Annotated in this window: 13 protein-coding genes; 4 read left to right on the top strand and 9 right to left on the bottom strand. The window is 64.0% G+C overall.

What is annotated here, in order from left to right; all coding sequences use genetic code 11:
- Positions 1 to 9: 9 nt before the first annotated feature.
- A complete protein-coding gene (acnA, locus tag AC26AR_RS15155; protein WP_077377793.1) occupies positions 10 to 2,754 on the bottom strand; it encodes an aconitate hydratase AcnA in 2,745 nt (914 codons plus the stop codon).
- Positions 2,755 to 3,100: 346 nt separating this feature from the next.
- Between acnA and AC26AR_RS15150 the strand changes: the two genes are divergently transcribed.
- The 3 genes from AC26AR_RS15150 to trxB all read left to right on the top strand — a co-directional run bounded on the left by AC26AR_RS15150 (position 3,101) and on the right by trxB (position 5,662).
- Positions 3,101 to 3,457, top strand: coding sequence for a zinc ribbon domain-containing protein (locus AC26AR_RS15150; RefSeq protein WP_084207812.1), 357 nt, complete (start codon positions 3,101 to 3,103; stop codon positions 3,455 to 3,457).
- Positions 3,458 to 3,755: 298 nt separating this feature from the next.
- Positions 3,756 to 4,358, top strand: a complete 603-nt coding sequence (locus AC26AR_RS15145) for a peroxiredoxin (RefSeq protein WP_065392448.1) — start codon at positions 3,756 to 3,758, stop codon at positions 4,356 to 4,358.
- 347 nt (positions 4,359 to 4,705) lie between these two features.
- Entirely contained in the window at positions 4,706 to 5,662 is a 957-nt protein-coding gene (gene trxB / locus AC26AR_RS15140; protein WP_077377802.1) for a thioredoxin-disulfide reductase, read from the top strand.
- A 122-nt stretch (positions 5,663 to 5,784) separates the two neighbouring features.
- Here trxB and AC26AR_RS15135 read toward each other — a convergent pair whose 3' ends face one another.
- Positions 5,785 to 6,042, bottom strand: coding sequence for a SlyX family protein (locus AC26AR_RS15135; protein WP_077377805.1), 258 nt, complete (start codon positions 6,040 to 6,042; stop codon positions 5,785 to 5,787).
- Positions 6,043 to 6,541: 499 nt separating this feature from the next.
- On the opposite strand from AC26AR_RS15135, the gene AC26AR_RS15130 reads away from it, so the two are divergent.
- On the top strand, positions 6,542 to 7,006 hold the full coding sequence (locus tag AC26AR_RS15130) for a cold-shock protein (protein ID WP_077377808.1): 465 nt from the start codon (positions 6,542 to 6,544) through the stop codon (positions 7,004 to 7,006).
- A 100-nt stretch (positions 7,007 to 7,106) separates the two neighbouring features.
- Here the strand turns inward: AC26AR_RS15130 and AC26AR_RS15125 are convergent, their stop codons facing one another.
- The 7 genes from AC26AR_RS15125 to map form a co-directional block, all read right to left on the bottom strand.
- Positions 7,107 to 7,520 (bottom strand): hypothetical protein, encoded by a 414-nt coding sequence (locus AC26AR_RS15125; RefSeq protein WP_341542468.1) that lies wholly within the window; start codon positions 7,518 to 7,520, stop codon positions 7,107 to 7,109.
- Positions 7,517 to 8,713: a succinyl-diaminopimelate desuccinylase gene (gene dapE, locus AC26AR_RS15120; RefSeq protein WP_084209577.1), complete on the bottom strand. Its 1,197-nt coding sequence runs from the start codon at positions 8,711 to 8,713 to the stop codon at positions 7,517 to 7,519. Before dapE ends, AC26AR_RS15125 begins: the two co-directional genes overlap by 4 nt.
- A 157-nt stretch (positions 8,714 to 8,870) precedes the next feature.
- Entirely contained in the window at positions 8,871 to 9,896 is a 1,026-nt protein-coding gene (gene dapD / locus AC26AR_RS15115) for a 2,3,4,5-tetrahydropyridine-2,6-dicarboxylate N-succinyltransferase (RefSeq protein ID WP_289864291.1), read from the bottom strand.
- A 40-nt stretch (positions 9,897 to 9,936) separates the two neighbouring features.
- Positions 9,937 to 10,293: an ArsC family reductase gene (locus AC26AR_RS15110; RefSeq protein WP_136939639.1), complete on the bottom strand. Its 357-nt coding sequence runs from the start codon at positions 10,291 to 10,293 to the stop codon at positions 9,937 to 9,939.
- Between the two features lie 84 nt (positions 10,294 to 10,377).
- Positions 10,378 to 11,577: a succinyldiaminopimelate transaminase gene (dapC, locus tag AC26AR_RS15105; RefSeq protein WP_077377820.1), complete on the bottom strand. Its 1,200-nt coding sequence runs from the start codon at positions 11,575 to 11,577 to the stop codon at positions 10,378 to 10,380.
- 163 nt (positions 11,578 to 11,740) lie between these two features.
- Positions 11,741 to 14,452 carry a [protein-PII] uridylyltransferase gene (locus AC26AR_RS15100; protein WP_077377823.1) on the bottom strand — a complete coding sequence of 904 codons (2,712 nt, stop codon included), beginning with the start codon at positions 14,450 to 14,452 and terminating at the stop codon, positions 11,741 to 11,743.
- Between the two features lie 5 nt (positions 14,453 to 14,457).
- Positions 14,458 to 15,249 carry a type I methionyl aminopeptidase gene (map, locus tag AC26AR_RS15095; protein WP_077378170.1) on the bottom strand — a complete coding sequence of 264 codons (792 nt, stop codon included), beginning with the start codon at positions 15,247 to 15,249 and terminating at the stop codon, positions 14,458 to 14,460.
- Between the last annotated feature and the right edge of the window lie 36 nt (positions 15,250 to 15,285).

Genomic DNA, 15,285 nt, shown 5'->3' with positions numbered 1-15,285 from the left:
GCTGGCGGGTTACAGCATGCCGCGCAGCACGTAATGGAGAATGCCGCCGTGGCGGTAGTACTCCAGCTCGTTGTCGGTATCGATGCGGCACAGCGCCTCGATCTTCTGCTCACCCTTGTCGCTCTTGAAAGTGACCTGGACCTTGCCGCCGGCCGTCAGGTCATTCAGACCGCTGATGCTGATTTCCTCATCACCGGTCAGGCCGAGAGACTGGCGGCTCTCGCCTTCGGGGAACTGCAGCGGCACCACGCCCATGCCGATCAGGTTGGAGCGGTGGATGCGCTCATAGGACTCGGCAATCACCGCACGCACGCCCAGCAGCAGGGTGCCCTTGGCGGCCCAGTCACGTGAGGAGCCGGTGCCGTACTCCTTGCCCGCGACCACCACCAGTGGCGTGCCTTCCTCGGCATACTTCATGGCGGCATCGTAGATGGCCATCTGCTCGCCGGAGGGCACGTGGCGTGTCTCGCCGCCCTCGACGCCATCGAGCATCTCGTTGCGGATGCGCACGTTGGCGAAGGTGCCGCGCATCATCACCTCGTGGTTGCCGCGACGCGAGCCATAGGAGTTGAAGTCCTTGACCTCGACACCGTTCTCCTTGAGGTAGCGACCCGCCGGGCTGTCCGGCTTGATGGCACCGGCCGGTGAGATGTGGTCAGTGGTCACCGAATCGCCGAGCATGGCCAGCACGCGAGCGTTCTCGACGTCCTGCACGGCCTTTGGCTCGCGCTCCATGCCTTCGAAGAACGGCGGATGCTGGATGTAGGTGGAATCCTTCCATTCATACACCTCGGCTTCCGGTACCTCGATGGCCTGCCAGGTCTCGTCGCCGTCGAAGACTTCAGCGTACTCCTTGCGGTACATCTCGGTGCGTACCTGTTCGACGGCCGTGGCGATTTCCGCCTGGGTGGGCCAGATGTCCTTGAGGAAGACATCGTTGCCGTCGTTGTCCTTGCCCAGCGGCTCCTTGGAGAGGTCGGTGCGCACGGTGCCGGCGAGGGCGTAGGCCACCACCAGGGGCGGTGACGCCAGCCAGTTGGTGCGGACGTTGGGATGCACGCGACCCTCGAAGTTGCGGTTGCCCGACAGCACCGAGGCGACCGTCAGGTCACGCTCGTTGATGGCGGCTTCGACAGGGTCCGGCAGCGGGCCGGAGTTGCCGATGCAGGTCGTGCAGCCATAGCCGACCAGATTGAAGCCCAGCTCGTTGAGGTCATCCTGAACCCCCGCCGAGGCGAGATAGTCGGTGACGACCTTGGAACCCGGTGCCAGAGAAGTCTTGACCCATGGCTTGGTGCGCAGGCCTTTCTCGCGTGCCTTGCGGGCCACCAGGCCTGCCGCCAGCATCACGCTGGGGTTGGAGGTGTTGGTGCAGGACGTGATGGCGGCGATGACCACGTCCCCGTGATCGAGACGGAAGGTCTCGCCGTCCAGCTCGCTGTAGTCGGTATCCTTCTCGTAGCTCTGCTCGACATCGACGGCGGTCTGGCCACCCTCGGACAGCCACTTGCCGTCCTCGACCGCGGGAATCTGACCCAGCTGGTCATCGAGGATCTTCTCGAAGGTCTGCTTGATGTCGGTGAGCGCGACGCGATCCTGCGGACGCTTGGGGCCGGCCAGAGAGGCGACGACCTCACCCATGTCCAGCTCCAGGGTGTCGGAGAAGATCGGCTCGTGGCCCGGCTCACGCCACAGACCCTGCTCCTTGGCATAGGCTTCGACCAGCGCGACCTGTTCATCGGAGCGGCCGGACAGACGCATGTAGTTGAGCGTCTCGTCATCCAGCGGGAAGAAGCCGCAGGTGGCACCATATTCCGGCGCCATGTTGGCGATGGTCGCGCGGTCCGCCAGTGGCAGGTCGTCCAGGCCATCACCGTAGAACTCGACGAACTTGCCGACCACGCCACGGCTTCTCAGCATCTGGGTGACGGTCAGCACCAGGTCCGTCGCGGTGATGCCTTCGTTGAGCTTGCCGGTCAGCTTGAAGCCGACCACTTCCGGAATCAGCATCGAGACCGGCTGGCCGAGCATCGCGGCTTCCGCCTCGATCCCGCCGACACCCCAGCCCAGCACGCCCAGGCCATTGATCATGGTGGTGTGGGAGTCGGTGCCGACCAGGGTGTCAGGGTAGGCGAGCGTCTTGCCATCTTCCTCGCGGGTGAAGACGGCGCGACCGAGATATTCCAGATTTACCTGGTGGCAGATGCCGGTACCCGGCGGGACGACGGAGAAGTTGTCGAAGGCCTGCTGGCCCCAGCGCAGAAACTCGTAGCGCTCGCGGTTGCGCTCCATCTCGATGCGCACGTTGTCCTTGAAGGCGCTCGGGTCACCGTAGTGATCCACCATCACCGAGTGGTCGATGACCAGATCCACCGGGGTCAGCGGATTGACCTTCTCGGGGTTCGCGCCCAGTGTCTTGACGGCGTCACGCATGGAGGCCAGGTCGACGACGCCGGGCACACCGGTGAAATCCTGCATCAGCACGCGGGCCGGGCGATAGCCGATCTCATGAGTGCTGGAGGCGGTCTTCTGCCAGTCGGCCAGCGCCTTGATGTCGTCCTTGGTGGCAGTGTCACCATCCTCGAAGCGCAGCTGGTTCTCCAGCAACACCTTGAGCGTGAAGGGCAGTCGCGTCAGGTCGCCAAGCGACTCGGCGGCCTTCTTGAGCGAGTAGTAGTGATATTGCCTGTCTCCGACCTGCAGTTCGGAGAGGGTATTGAGCGAATCCAGTGACTGAGAGCGCTGGGAACCCATGATTCTCCTCCTTGTCGTTGTCTTCACCGGCCAGACTGCTGATGTGTCATCCAACAGGTGCGTCAGGTGCCTTGGCCGGCTGCGACGCGTCGCCTGAGAGCGACTGCCAAATCGCGGGATACTGCCTATATAAGGCTATGGTCATCATCTGACCGGAATTCAAGCGCCTGCTTGCTTGAGGATAGTGCGCAGTGAGGAACCCCGCGTCGCGTTCGCTGCCATAGAGACGGATGAGAGACATCGTGAGGGAGGTGAGCATGGCGCTCATGGCTCGTGGACTGTCAGCCGCTGGCAAGGCCTTCGCCGCGATCAATCGCATCTCTCACATGACATGACGGAGGTTGGCATGAGTGATCAAGGGCGTGAGCCGGGTGAGTTGCCGGAAGATGACGAGGTACTGGATGCTGCCGTCGAGCAGTGGCTGGCGGAGCATTCCTCGGGGCAGTCCGATGAGTGGCCGGGGCATGAGCTGCTCGAGGACAAGCATGAGGGCGTGACCAGTGAGGCGCTGCACGAGGCGGAAATCAACTGCCCCTACTGTGACACGCCCTTCACGGTGTTCCTGGATCTGGACGAGGGCAGTCTGACCAACATCATCGACTGCGAGCGCTGCTGTCAGCCGATTCAGGTGCGCCAGCAGGTGGACCCCGTCAGTGGTGAGCTGGACGGCCTGGATATCGGCCAGGACGATGACGTGCTCTGACCTCGGGGGGGGGGGCGATCTCAGACGCGATCTCAGGTGCCCTGATTCAGCGCATCTGCCCCGAATCGCGCCGCAAGAGCGAGAATCCCGAGCAGTGCACAGGAGATACTGTATTCTGTTTCAGAGGTCACTTATGATTCCGGCGCAGCAGGCATCGTCATCGAGCTTTCATAGGCAAACTCTATGATGGTGATTGCGCCAAACATTTGGCATCTGCCACCTGAGGCGATTAGTCTGTGTGGCGATTCATCACGAAGGCGGCTTTGCGCCTTCCATCATCATTTCTCAGGAGATCACCATGAGCGTATTGGTCGGACGTCAGGCCCCGGATTTCGAAGCCGCAGCTGTGCTGGGCGACGGTACCATCGTCGACAACTACAAGCTGTCTGATTCCAACGGCAAGCTGCGTGTGCTGTTCTTCTGGCCGCTGGACTTCACCTTCGTTTGCCCGTCTGAAATCATCGCCCACGACAACCGTCTGGCGAAGTTCAAGGAACTCGGCGTTGAAGTCATCGGTGTTTCCATCGATTCCCAGTTCACTCACCACGCATGGCGCAAGACCTCTCCGGACGCTGGCGGCATCGGTGAAGTCGGCTTCCCGATCGTGGCTGACGTCAAGCACGAAATCGTGCAGGCCTTCGGTGTCGAGCACCCGGAAGCTGGCGTCGCACTGCGCGCGTCCTTCCTGATCGACGAAGACGGTGTCGTTCAGCACCAGGTCGTCAACAACCTGCCGCTGGGCCGCAACGTCGACGAGATGGTCCGCATGGTCAAGGCCCTGCAGTTCCACCAGACCAACGGCGAAGTCTGCCCGGCAGGCTGGGAAGAAGGTCAGGAAGGCATGAAGGACACCGCTGAAGGTGTCGCCAAGTACCTGGCAGGTCACTCCAGCAGCCTGTAAGTCGCTGCCTGGTCGCGATCAGCCGCGTCATCGCTGACTGATCGAGCGTCCGCCTTTCGACACCCTCCCATGAGTGGCTCGACTGGCAGGCGAACCGGAAGCCGTCGCCCCTGGCGGCGGCTTCCGTGTATCTGAGGCTAGCGTCATAAGCTTCTGCGATGCCGGTCTGAGCGCAGTGCTGAAAGCTCGGCGCGTCTGCGCTAATCTGCGCAGTCCCTGTTCACCATCCACTCCGTGTCCTGAGCCATGCCGATCGCAGGCGCTGTCTGCATCGCTCAGTACATAGATCATCAGTCGTCACCCGGCGTCTGGTGAATTTTCCGCCTTCATCTGTCTTGAGGTCATCCATGAGCAATGTCCGTCACGAACGTCTGATCATCCTCGGTTCCGGCCCGGCGGGTTACACCGCTGCCGTCTATGCCGCGCGTGCCAACCTCAAGCCGCTGCTGATCACCGGCATGCAGATGGGTGGCCAGCTGACCACCACCACCGATGTCGACAACTGGCCGGGCGATGATGCCGGCGTGCAGGGACCGGAGTTGATGGAGCGCATGCGCCGTCACGCCGAGCGCTTCGAGACCGAAGTCCTGTTCGATCACATCAACGAAGTGACTCTCGGCGAGCGTCCGTTCCTGCTCAAGGGTGACAACGGCAGCTACAGCTGTGATGCGCTGATCATCGCCACCGGTGCCAGTGCACAGTATCTGGGCCTGCCGAGCGAGCAGCAGTTCATGGGCCAGGGCGTCTCGGCCTGCGCGACCTGTGACGGCTTCTTCTATCGCAATCAGGAAGTCGTGGTGGTCGGGGGCGGCAACACCGCGGTCGAGGAAGCGCTGTACCTGTCCAACATCGCCTCCAAGGTCACCCTGGTGCACCGTCGCGACAGCCTGCGCGCCGAGAAGATTCTGCAGGACAAGCTGTTCGACAAGGTCGAGAACGGCAACATGGCGGTGGAATGGCACCACACGCTGGATGAGGTGCTGGGTGACAACTCCGGCGTCACCGGCGTGCGTCTGCGTCATGTCGAGAGTGGCGCCACCAAGGAGCTGAGCTCGATGGGCGTGTTCATCGCCATCGGCCATCGTCCGAATACCAGCCTGTTCGAAGGCCAGCTGGAGATGCAGGGCGGCTATCTCAAGGTCCAGTCCGGCCTGGAAGGCAATGCCACCCAGACCAGCATCCCCGGTGTCTATGCCTGTGGTGACGTGATGGATCACGTCTATCGCCAGGCGATCACCTCTGCCGGTACTGGCTGCATGGCAGCGCTGGACGCCGAGCGCTATCTGGATGGCCTGACTGCCTGAATGGCCTGACCCTCCGCGCTCGCGTCTCCTGACAGGCCGTCAGGGAGGCACGCACAAGAACGGCCCCGTGGCATGCGCTGCGGGGCCGTTCTGCGTTTTGATCACAGGTGCCAGTGCTCGCTTCAGTAGTGAGGAGGAAGCTCGTCGGCAGGCGACAGTGAGTCGGTCTGTGTCCGTTCACTGCCAGATTCGCGCAATTGGCGCAGCTGCGCGCTCATCAGCGCGGTGAGGCGCTCGAGCGTCTCTATCTGGCGTTGCTGGGCAATCACGGTGCGATCCAGCGTCTCCAGCCAGTCATCCTGGTGGGCCAGGCGGCTTTCGAGCGCCTCCAGGCGTGCTTCCAGCCGAGCATCGCCGGGAAGATCGGTCGGGGTCGACATGCGCTATGAACTCCTGAAGAGAGGTGTCAGTCCCGGTGGGTGAGTCAGTGGCGTGAGGATATCACCAGCCACAAGCGGACCGACAAGGGTTGAGGGGAGGCACGTGGTGGCATCAGACGCATTCTGGTGAGGCGTGTTAGACTGATATCGGTGTGTTCTGCTTTCTTTTCGCGCAGTGCACCTGTTGACGGCAGCTGTCAGTTTCGCCTCTGGCACTGACATGGCTGCCGGTTCCATCGACTGATGTGGGGAGACTCGCATCACGAGCCACGACGTGGCCAGGCTGACACCGAGTGTCAGTGACAGCCACGGGCATCGCCGTGAGGCGTTGCGTTCAGGCAGAGGTCCGACGACTGACGGTCGCATCGCGTGTCGTCATCCTCCCGGATTCTGCCCTTGCTGCGGCGTCTGGCAGAACATTCTGATATGGATCATCTGAAGTACCCCCTTCTGCCTTGTCGCGTTCCACCTTAATCCATTGCTTAGAGAGTTTATCTTGATGAGTTCCAAATCGTTCTTCCGTTGTTTCATCATCAGTCTGTTGCTGGCATTGCCGGCACCGTTGCTGATTGCCGTCTTCATCACCCTGACCGGCGGCGAGCTGGCCGACACGCTGTCCACGGCACTCAGCGTCGAGGGCTTTGAACTGGCCTACGCCGCTGCTGCCGTCGCCGTCTTCATTCTGCTGCTGGTCGCCACCCTGGCCATTCCGGTGCTGACACCGCGTTCCGCGGCGCTGGCCGAAGTCGAGGACGACGATCGTGAGATCGGCGAGGTCAAGTGGTTCAACGTCAACAAGGGCTATGGCTTCGTGACCCGCGAGAGCGGTGAAGATGTCTTCGTGCACTTCCGTGCCATCCGTGGCAAGGGCCATCGCACGCTGGCCGAAGGTCAGAAGGTGCGTTACCACGTCATCAGCAATGAGCGTGGCCTGCAGGCGGATGACGTGACGGTCATCACCTGATCGCTGACTCGCTCAGTGAAAGACGACAACGCCCCGCAGGCTAGCCTGCGGGGCGTTGTCGTTCATGGCCTGCACATTGGGGTGACGAGCGTCGCGTCACTCAGCCCTGGTCTGGCCAGGTGAAGGCCTCTTCGCTGCCATCGGCCATGACGCGGAAGAAGCGGTCCGGCTCATCACCTGGCTGCCAGCTGCCCAGCGAGCAGCGCGCCTCGACCTGCAGCCCTCGGGCGGCGGCGCGAGCACAGTCGACATCACGTGCCCAGGGAGTGCTGGCGCTGTCGAACCACAGGCTGGCGAACCCGTCAGCGACCTTCTCCACGACCAGTACCGCGATCTCGGTGCCGTCACGCGTGAGGCGGGTCCGGTGCTGCAGCTTGCCGGCCGGCTGGAAGACGACGACCTGCCCGAACTGCTCGCCCAGCCAGGCACCGAGCGCTTCCAGGCTCAAGGGCTTGAGGTAGATCTCGATGTCCGGGTATTGCTCATCGGCGTCAGTGTGCGGGGTGTCGCTCATGCCGTGGTCTCTCGGGTCGCGGGGACAAACAGGTATTCCAGGATGTGTTCATAGGCGCTGGAGAGCTGGTCCAGATCGCTGGCCATGACGCGTTCATCGATCTTGTGGATGGTCGCGTTGACCGGCCCCAGTTCTACCACCTGGGTGCCGAGCGTGGCGATGAAGCGCCCGTCCGAGGTGCCGCCGGAGGTGGACAGTACCGGCTTGCGGCCCAGCGCGCGTTCCACGCCGTGCACGGCGGCATCGACCAGCGCGCCTTCCGGTGTCAGGAAGGGCTCGCCGCTCAGGTTCCACTCGATCTCGACGTCCAGCCCGTGCTTCTCGAGGATCTCGTAGGTGCGACGCTTGAGGTCATCGGCGGTCAGCTCGGTGGAATAGCGGAAGTTGAACACCACTTCCAGCTCGCCGGGGATGACGTTGGTCGCGCCGGTACCGCCACGGATGTTGGAAATCTGGAAGCTGGTCGCCGGGAAGAAGTCGTTGCCGTCGTCCCAGTGTTCAGCGGCCATGGCGGCCAATGCCGGGGCGGCCTCGTGGATCGGGTTGCGTGCCAGGTGCGGATAGGCCACGTGGCCCTGCACGCCTTTCACGTGCATGACGGCGCCGAGCGAGCCGCGACGGCCATTCTTGATCACGTCACCGGCGTAGTCGGTGGAGGACGGCTCGCCGACGATGCAGTAATCCAGGCGTTCGTGGTGCTCGCGCAGATACTCGACCACCGCGCGGGTACCGTGAACCGCCGGGCCTTCCTCATCGGAGGTGATCAGGAAGGCGATGCGGCCTTCGTGGTCCGGGTTGGCGGTCACGAAGCGCTCGGTGGCGGTCAGCATCGCGGCCAGCGAGCCCTTCATGTCGGCAGCACCACGGCCACACAGGAAGCCGGCGTCATCGATGCACGGTGAGAACGGCGGGTACTGCCAGTTGGCTTCCGGGCCGGTGGGCACGACGTCGGTGTGGCCGGCGAAGGCCAGCACCGGACCATGATGACCGCGTACTGCCCAGAAATTCTCGACATCACCGAAGGGCAGGCGGGTGATTGTGAAGCCAAGTGCCTCGAGACGGTCGATCATCAGGGCCTGGCAGTCCAGATCATCCGGTGTGACGGAAGGGCGTTCGATCAGGTCGAAGGCCAGTTCCAGCGTCGGCGAGAGATTGCTGGGGCGTGACGGAAGCGGTGCGTGTGAATCAGTCATCATGGGCCATCGCTGCAGGCGTCGCCGCGAGGAGCGGCAACGCGAAATTCGGGGGAGACGAAATGTCTTCGTGCCGGCTCGAGCATCGCTGCCCGAGCCGGAAGATGCCGCGGCTACCTGTCTGGCTCACTTGCCTGACAGGCAGCCGTCACGCGCCTCAGTTGTGGGCGTGCAGGGCATCATTGAGCGCGATGGCGCTCTTGTTGGTGAGGCATTCCACGCGACCGGTGATGGAGTTGCGACGTAGCAGCAGGTCATCCTGGTTCGCCAGCTCACGTGCTGCGACCGTCTCGACTTCCTTGCCTTCATTGTCGAAGACCATGACCTTGGTGCCGGCGGTGATGTAGAGGCCAGCTTCCACGGTGCAACGATCGCCCAGCGGGATGCCGATGCCGGCATTGGCGCCGATCAGGCAGCCTTCGCCGACCTTGATGATGATGTTGCCGCCACCGGACAGGGTGCCCATGGTGGAGCAGCCACCGCCCAGGTCGGAGCCCTTGCCGACGAAGACGCCCGCAGCGATACGGCCCTCGACCATGCCCGGGCCTTCGGTGCCGGCATTGAAGTTGCAGAAGCCTTCGTGCATCACGGTGGTGCCTTCGCCCAGGTAGGCACCCAGACGCACACGTGAGGTATCGGCGACACGGATGCCGGTCGGCACCACGTAGTCGGTCATCTTCGGGAATTTGTCGACGCAGTCCACGGACAGCGTGCGACCTTCCAGGCGGGCCTTGAGACGACGCGCCGGCAGCTCCTCGATGTCGATGGCGCCTTCGCTGGTCCAGGCGACATTCTTGAGCAGCCCGAACATGCCGGTCAGGTCGATGCCATGCGGACGCACCATTCGGTGGGACAGCAGGTGCAGCTTGAGGTAGACCTCCGGCACGCTCTGCGGCGCGGCATCTTCCTCGAGGAACATGGCGACCAGCGGGCGCTGGGAGCTGGCCAGGCTTTCGGCCAGTTCGGCCTGGGCGCTGTCGCCGGCGTCGCGCAGGGCGCTTGCCAGGGCGGCACAGTGCTCCGGCAGGAAGCTCGTGGCAGTGGTGCCGGCCGGTGCGTCCAGTGCCTTGCGAGCGGCGTCAGCAACGGCAGCGGTCGGCTTGAACAGCGGGGCAGGATAGTAGACTTCCAGCCAGTCGCCGGTGGTGTTCTGGGTGCCGATTCCGAGGGCAAGGCTCAACATCGTGTCAATCTCCGGGGTGTCCAGTGGTGTAAGAGGTAACTCAGTCCTGCGGTTCGTAGACCGCCTTGTCATAGCCGATCACCAGATCCACCTCGTCCTCGGCCGGATGGCGTTCGAGGATAGGGCGCTTGATCAGGGTCGGGTGCTCCAGCATCAGTGCGCGTGCCGAGTTGGCATCGAGGCTGTCACGTTGTTCATCGCTCAGGTTGCGCCAGCTGGTGCTGCGCTTGTTGAGCAGGCTGCTCCAGGCGGTCTGCTCCAGCCAGGATTCCAGCAGGCTGGCGGAGAGGCCATCCTCACGCAGGTCATGCCAGCGGTAGGGCACGCCCCGGCCATCGAGGGCGCGGCGCGCCTTGCGGCAGGTATCGCAGGTCTTGATGCCGTAGAGCACGTGCATGGCGGTCTCCTTTAGCCAGTCCACCCCGCCGCGCGGGGCTGTCATCCAGTATTGGGCTGTTGTCAGCCCGTGCGGGTCTGGCGCTCAGCGCAGGCGTTCGACGAAGCGACGCAGGCGCCGGGCGGCTTCGACGGTCTGTTCCAGTTCGGCCACCAGCGCCAGACGAATGCGTCCGGCGCCCGGATTCACGCCGTCCACCTCACGCGCCATGTAGCTTGCCGGCAGCACGCCGACGGCCTCTTCACGCAGCAGCTCGCGGGTGAAGGCGGCGTCATCCCCGCCCGGCACGGCCGGGTAGAGATAGAAGCTGGCTTCCGGGGTCGGGAAGTCCATCACCGGCGCGAGGATCTCGGTCACGGCGGCAAACTTCTCGCGGTAGGCGTCGCGATTGGCCAGCACGTGGGCTTCATCATTCCAGGCGGCGATGGAGGCGTGCTGGTGGTGCAGCGGCATCGCGCAGCCGTGATAGGTGCGGTAGTGACGGAAGCGACGGATCACCTCGCCATCGCCGGCCACGAAGCCGGAGCGCAGGCCCGGCAGGTTGGAGCGCTTGGACAGCGAGTGGAAGACCACGCAGCGCGCGTAGTCATCGCGGCCCATGGCGGCACAGGCTTGCAGCAGGCCCGGCGGCGGTGTGGCTTCGTCGAGGTAAAGCTCCGAATAGCACTCGTCGGAGGCGATCAGGAAGTCGTGCTCGTCAGCGAGGCGAATCAGCTGCTGGAAGTCGGCCAGCGGCGTCACCGCGCCGGTGGGGTTGCCCGGCGAGCAGACGAAGACGATCTGGGTGTCACGCCATACCTCGGCCGGCACCGCGGCGTAGTCGGGACGGAAGCCGTTCTCGGCGGGGCAGGGCAGGTAGGTGACCTCGCCGCCGGCCAGCAGCGTCGCGCCTTCGTAGATCTGATAGAAGGGGTTCGGCACCAGCACGCGCGCCGGACGCGTGCTGTCCAGCGAGGCCTGGATGAAGGCGAACAGTGCCTCGCGGGTGCCGGTGACCGGCAGGACCTGCTGGTCGATATCCGGGGTGGCGTTGAGCGAGAAGCGCTTCTCCAGCCAGCTGGCGATCGCGGAGCGCAATTCCGGCAGGCCGCCGGTGGCGGGATACTTGGCCACGCCCATGATGTGCTCGCGCAGGGTGTCGAGCACGAACTCGGGCGGCGCGTGACGCGGCTCGCCGATGGTCAGCGCAATCGGGTCCAGAGCGGGGTTGGGGACGACGCCCTCGCGCAGCTTGGCCAGGGTTTCAAACGGGTAGGGCTTGAGCTGGTCGAGATCCGGGTTCATGCACGTTCCATGGGTGATGGCCGTTGCCGGCCGAGCAGGAAGGAAGGCGTCCGCGAGTCCGCCGGACTGCCATGCAGGTCGACTCGCGATTATAGGGAAGGCGGCCGGTCCCCTCAATCGCGGGGTGCCGGCGGCCTCTCGCTGTTCATGCCTGCGCGACGCGTCAGCCGCGCTCGCCGACCTGGAGCACTTCGGTCAGGGCATCACGCAGGCGCGTCTGGCGCTCTGGGTCGGTGATCGGCTCACCGGCGCGGTCAGTGATGAAGAAGATATCCTCGACGCGCTCGCCCAGGGTGACGATCTTGGCGGCATCGATGGCGATCTCGTGCTCCATGAACACGCGGCCGATGCGCGCCAGCAGACCCGGGCGGTCAGAGGCGATCACTTCCAGCACGCTGCGGCCATTGGTGTAGTCCTGGCTGAGCGTGATGCGTGGCGCGATGCGGAAATGCTTGAGCTGACGCGGTGTGTGACGGTTGACGATCACCGAGTAGTCATCCGGGTCATCCAGCTCTTCGACCAGATGGGTGCGGATGTCGGCGAGACGTGCGGCGTCGCGGATCGGCTCACCGTCATCGTCGAGCAGGATGAAGGTGTTGAGCGTCCAGTTGTGGCTCGAGGTGGCGATGCGTGCATCGTGGATCGAGAGCCCCAGCTGCTCCAGTGCCGCCGCCGTGGCGGCAAACAGGTTGTCCACCGAGCGGGTATGGATGAAGACCTTGGTGCCGCCTTCGGTCATCTCTTCGGTGGGTGCACTGGTCAGCACCAGCGGCAGAGGTTCGCCATGCTCGTCCAGCTGGGGGGACGCCTGACGTGCCAGGATGCCCTGGGTGTGCCAGGCCACCTCGCTGGGCGCGTAGCGTACGAAGTAGTCGTCACCGAGGCTGGCCCACAGCGCTTCGGCGTCGCTGCGTGAGGTGCCCATGCCGGCCAGCAGTGACAGGGCTTCCTCGCGGGTCTCGGCGATCCATTCGTGGCGTTCCGGCGGATGCTCCAGGCCCCGTCGCAGCGCCCGGCGCGTCTCCATGTGCAGCTGACGCAGCAGCGCCGCTCGCCAGCCATTCCACAGCGAGGGGTTGGTGGCATTGATGTCGGCCACCGTCAGCACGTAGAGGTAGTCGAGATGCGTCTCGTCGCCGACGATCTCGGCGAAGCGCGTGATGATCTCGGGGTCGGCGATGTCCTGCTTCTGCGCGGTCATCGACATCAGCAGATGGTGACGCACCAGCCAGCTCAGGGTGCGAGTGTCGCGCTGACTGAGATCGTGACGGCGGGCGAAGTCCTCGATTTCCAGTGCGCCGATCTCGGAGTGATCGCCGCCGCGTCCCTTGCCGATGTCATGATAGAGCCCCGCGATCCACAGCAATTCCAGCTTGGGCAGTTCACGGATCAAGGCGGCGGCGACGGGGAATTCCTCTTCCGCGTCAGGGGCGCGGAATTCCTGGGCGACCTTGAGCAGGCGCAGGGTGTGGGCATCGACGGTGTAGACGTGGAACAGGTCATGCTGCATCAGGCCGACGGCACGACCGAAGGCCGGCAGGTACTTGCCGAGGATGCCGTAGCGCGCCATGCGCTTAAGGACGCGTGGCACGTTGCCGCCGGAGCGCATCAGCTCCATGAACAGGCTCTGGTGACGGACGTCGTCACGGAAGGCGTCATCGATCTGGTGACGATGATCACGCAGTGCGCGGATGGTGTCGGCGCGCACGCCCTCGATCTCGGGGTGCTGGGCCATGAGCAGGAACAGCTCCAGCAGCGCGGCGGGGCGACGGCGGAACACGCCTTCCTCGCGCAGGCTGATGTAGCCGCTGCGAATCTCGAAGCGCGGATTGAGCGGCACGATGTTGACCGGCTCGTCATGGCGCAGGATGGCCTCGTCGAAGTGCTGCAGCAGCATGTCGTTGAGACCCGCCAGGGCGGTGACGTGACGATAGTAGCGCTTCATGAACTGCTCGACCGCTAGGTGCTCGGGCGTGTCCTGGAAGCCGAACAGCTCGGCGATGGTGCGCTGGTGGTCGAACAGCAGCCGGTCCTCGGCGCGTCCGGCCAGCATGTGCAGCGCGAAGCGCACCTGCCACAGGAAGGCTTGGCCCTGGCTGAGGATGCGCAGCTCGGCATCATTCATGAAGCCCAGCTCGACGAGGTTGTCGTAGCGCTCGACCCCGAAGTGACGCTTGGCGACCCAGCCGATCATCTGGATGTCGCGCAGGCCACCGGGGGATGACTTGATGTTGGGCTCGAGGTGATATTCGGTATTGGCGAACTTGTGGTGGCGAGCGATCTGCTCCTGCCACTTGGCCTCGAAGAAGGCCTCGGCTGGCCACAGGCGGTCGGTACCCAGGCGCTCGCGCATGGCCTCGCGCAGCCGCTGCGGGCCGGCGATGACACGGGATTCCAGCAGGTTGGTGATCACGGTGACGTCGGCACGGGCCTCGCGTTCGCAGTCACTCAGCGAGCGCACCGACTGGCCGATCTCGAGCCCGATGTCCCACAGGAAGGTGATGAAGGCGGACAGCGCCTCACGGTAGGGCATGTCATCGTCCTGCTCCAGCAACAGCAGCAGGTCGATGTCGGAGTGCGGGTGCAGCTCACCGCGGCCATAGCCGCCCACGGCGAGCAGGGCGATGCCATCATCCGGCCAGGCCTGGCGTTGCCAGGCGATGGCCAGCAGGCGATCGATGGCGCGGGCACGGCCATGGATGAGGTCGCGGATGTCGGCACCCGCCTTGAAGCGGGCCTCGAGACGCTCCTGTACCTGTGCCAGAGCCCGCTTGAACAGCGGGATGGGCGTCTTCGTCGTGGCCAGCTCGCCGTCGAAGGTGACGGCATCGTAGAGCGCTTCACGCTCGACGAAGTGGTAGTGGTGCAGGAGCATCGTGATCAACCCTCGAGGAAGGAGAGGTCCTCTTCCGTGCGACGTGTCAGCACCTCGACGCCGGTGGCGGTGACCAGCAGGGTGTGCTCCCACTGCGCGGACAGGCTCTTGTCCTTGGTCACGGCTGTCCAGTCGTCCTTGAGTACCTTCACCTTGTAGCCTCCGACATTGACCATCGGCTCGATGGTCAGGCACATGCCTTCCAGGAGCTCGGCGTCGGCACGGGCTTCGTAGCCGTCATAGTGCAGCACCTGCGGGTCCTCATGGAAGCCGGCGCCGATACCGTGGCCGCAGAAGTCACGCACGACACTGTAACCTGCCGCTTCGGCATGCTTCTGGATGGCGCGACCGATCTCGGAAAGACGCACGCCCGGGCGTACCAGCTCGATGCCCTTGTAGAGACATTCCTGGGTGATGCGGCACAGGCGCTCCGCCTGGATGGTCGGTTCCCCGACGATGTACATCTTCGAGGTGTCGCCGTGATAGCCGTCCTTGATCACGGTGATGTCGATGTTGAGGATGTCACCCTTCTTGAGCTTCTTGTTGTCATCGGGGATGCCGTGACAGACCACGTGATTGATCGAGGTGCAGATCGATTTCGGGAAGCCGTGGTAGTTGAGCGGTGCCGGAATGCAGCCCTGAACCTCGGTGATGTGATGGTGAGCGATGCGATTGAGCTCGCCCGTGGTGACACCGGGACGGACGTGCTCGTCGAGCAGCTCCAGCACTTCAGCCGCCAGACGGCCGGCGACGCGCATCTTGTCGATTTCTTCAGCTGTCTTGATGGGAATGTTCATGAGGACTCGAGGCAGGAGATAAGAGGGATGAAACGC

It is taken from the genome of Cobetia sp. PS-4MA, assembly GCF_057670765.1.
Note: the sequence above shows the minus strand (reverse complement) of the source record. Positions and strands in the feature narration are given on the sequence as shown.

What these genes read in the sequence shown, in the direction of transcription:
- acnA (WP_077377793.1), bottom strand. Translation starts at nt 2,754, where the DNA reads ATGGGTTCCCAGCGCTCTCAGTCACTGGATTCGCTCAATACCCTCTCC.
- map (WP_077378170.1), bottom strand. Translation starts at nt 15,249, where the DNA reads ATGAACATTCCCATCAAGACAGCTGAAGAAATCGACAAGATGCGCGTC.
- AC26AR_RS15110 (WP_136939639.1), bottom strand. Translation starts at nt 10,293, where the DNA reads ATGCACGTGCTCTACGGCATCAAGACCTGCGATACCTGCCGCAAGGCG.
- AC26AR_RS15145 (WP_065392448.1), top strand. Translation starts at nt 3,756, where the DNA reads ATGAGCGTATTGGTCGGACGTCAGGCCCCGGATTTCGAAGCCGCAGCT.
- trxB (WP_077377802.1), top strand. Translation starts at nt 4,706, where the DNA reads ATGAGCAATGTCCGTCACGAACGTCTGATCATCCTCGGTTCCGGCCCG.
- dapE (WP_084209577.1), bottom strand. Translation starts at nt 8,713, where the DNA reads ATGACTGATTCACACGCACCGCTTCCGTCACGCCCCAGCAATCTCTCG.
- AC26AR_RS15130 (WP_077377808.1), top strand. Translation starts at nt 6,542, where the DNA reads ATGAGTTCCAAATCGTTCTTCCGTTGTTTCATCATCAGTCTGTTGCTG.
- AC26AR_RS15125 (WP_341542468.1), bottom strand. Translation starts at nt 7,520, where the DNA reads ATGAGCGACACCCCGCACACTGACGCCGATGAGCAATACCCGGACATC.
- dapC (WP_077377820.1), bottom strand. Translation starts at nt 11,577, where the DNA reads ATGAACCCGGATCTCGACCAGCTCAAGCCCTACCCGTTTGAAACCCTG.
- AC26AR_RS15100 (WP_077377823.1), bottom strand. Translation starts at nt 14,452, where the DNA reads ATGCTCCTGCACCACTACCACTTCGTCGAGCGTGAAGCGCTCTACGAT.
- AC26AR_RS15150 (WP_084207812.1), top strand. Translation starts at nt 3,101, where the DNA reads ATGAGTGATCAAGGGCGTGAGCCGGGTGAGTTGCCGGAAGATGACGAG.
- AC26AR_RS15135 (WP_077377805.1), bottom strand. Translation starts at nt 6,042, where the DNA reads ATGTCGACCCCGACCGATCTTCCCGGCGATGCTCGGCTGGAAGCACGC.
- dapD (WP_289864291.1), bottom strand. Translation starts at nt 9,896, where the DNA reads ATGTTGAGCCTTGCCCTCGGAATCGGCACCCAGAACACCACCGGCGAC.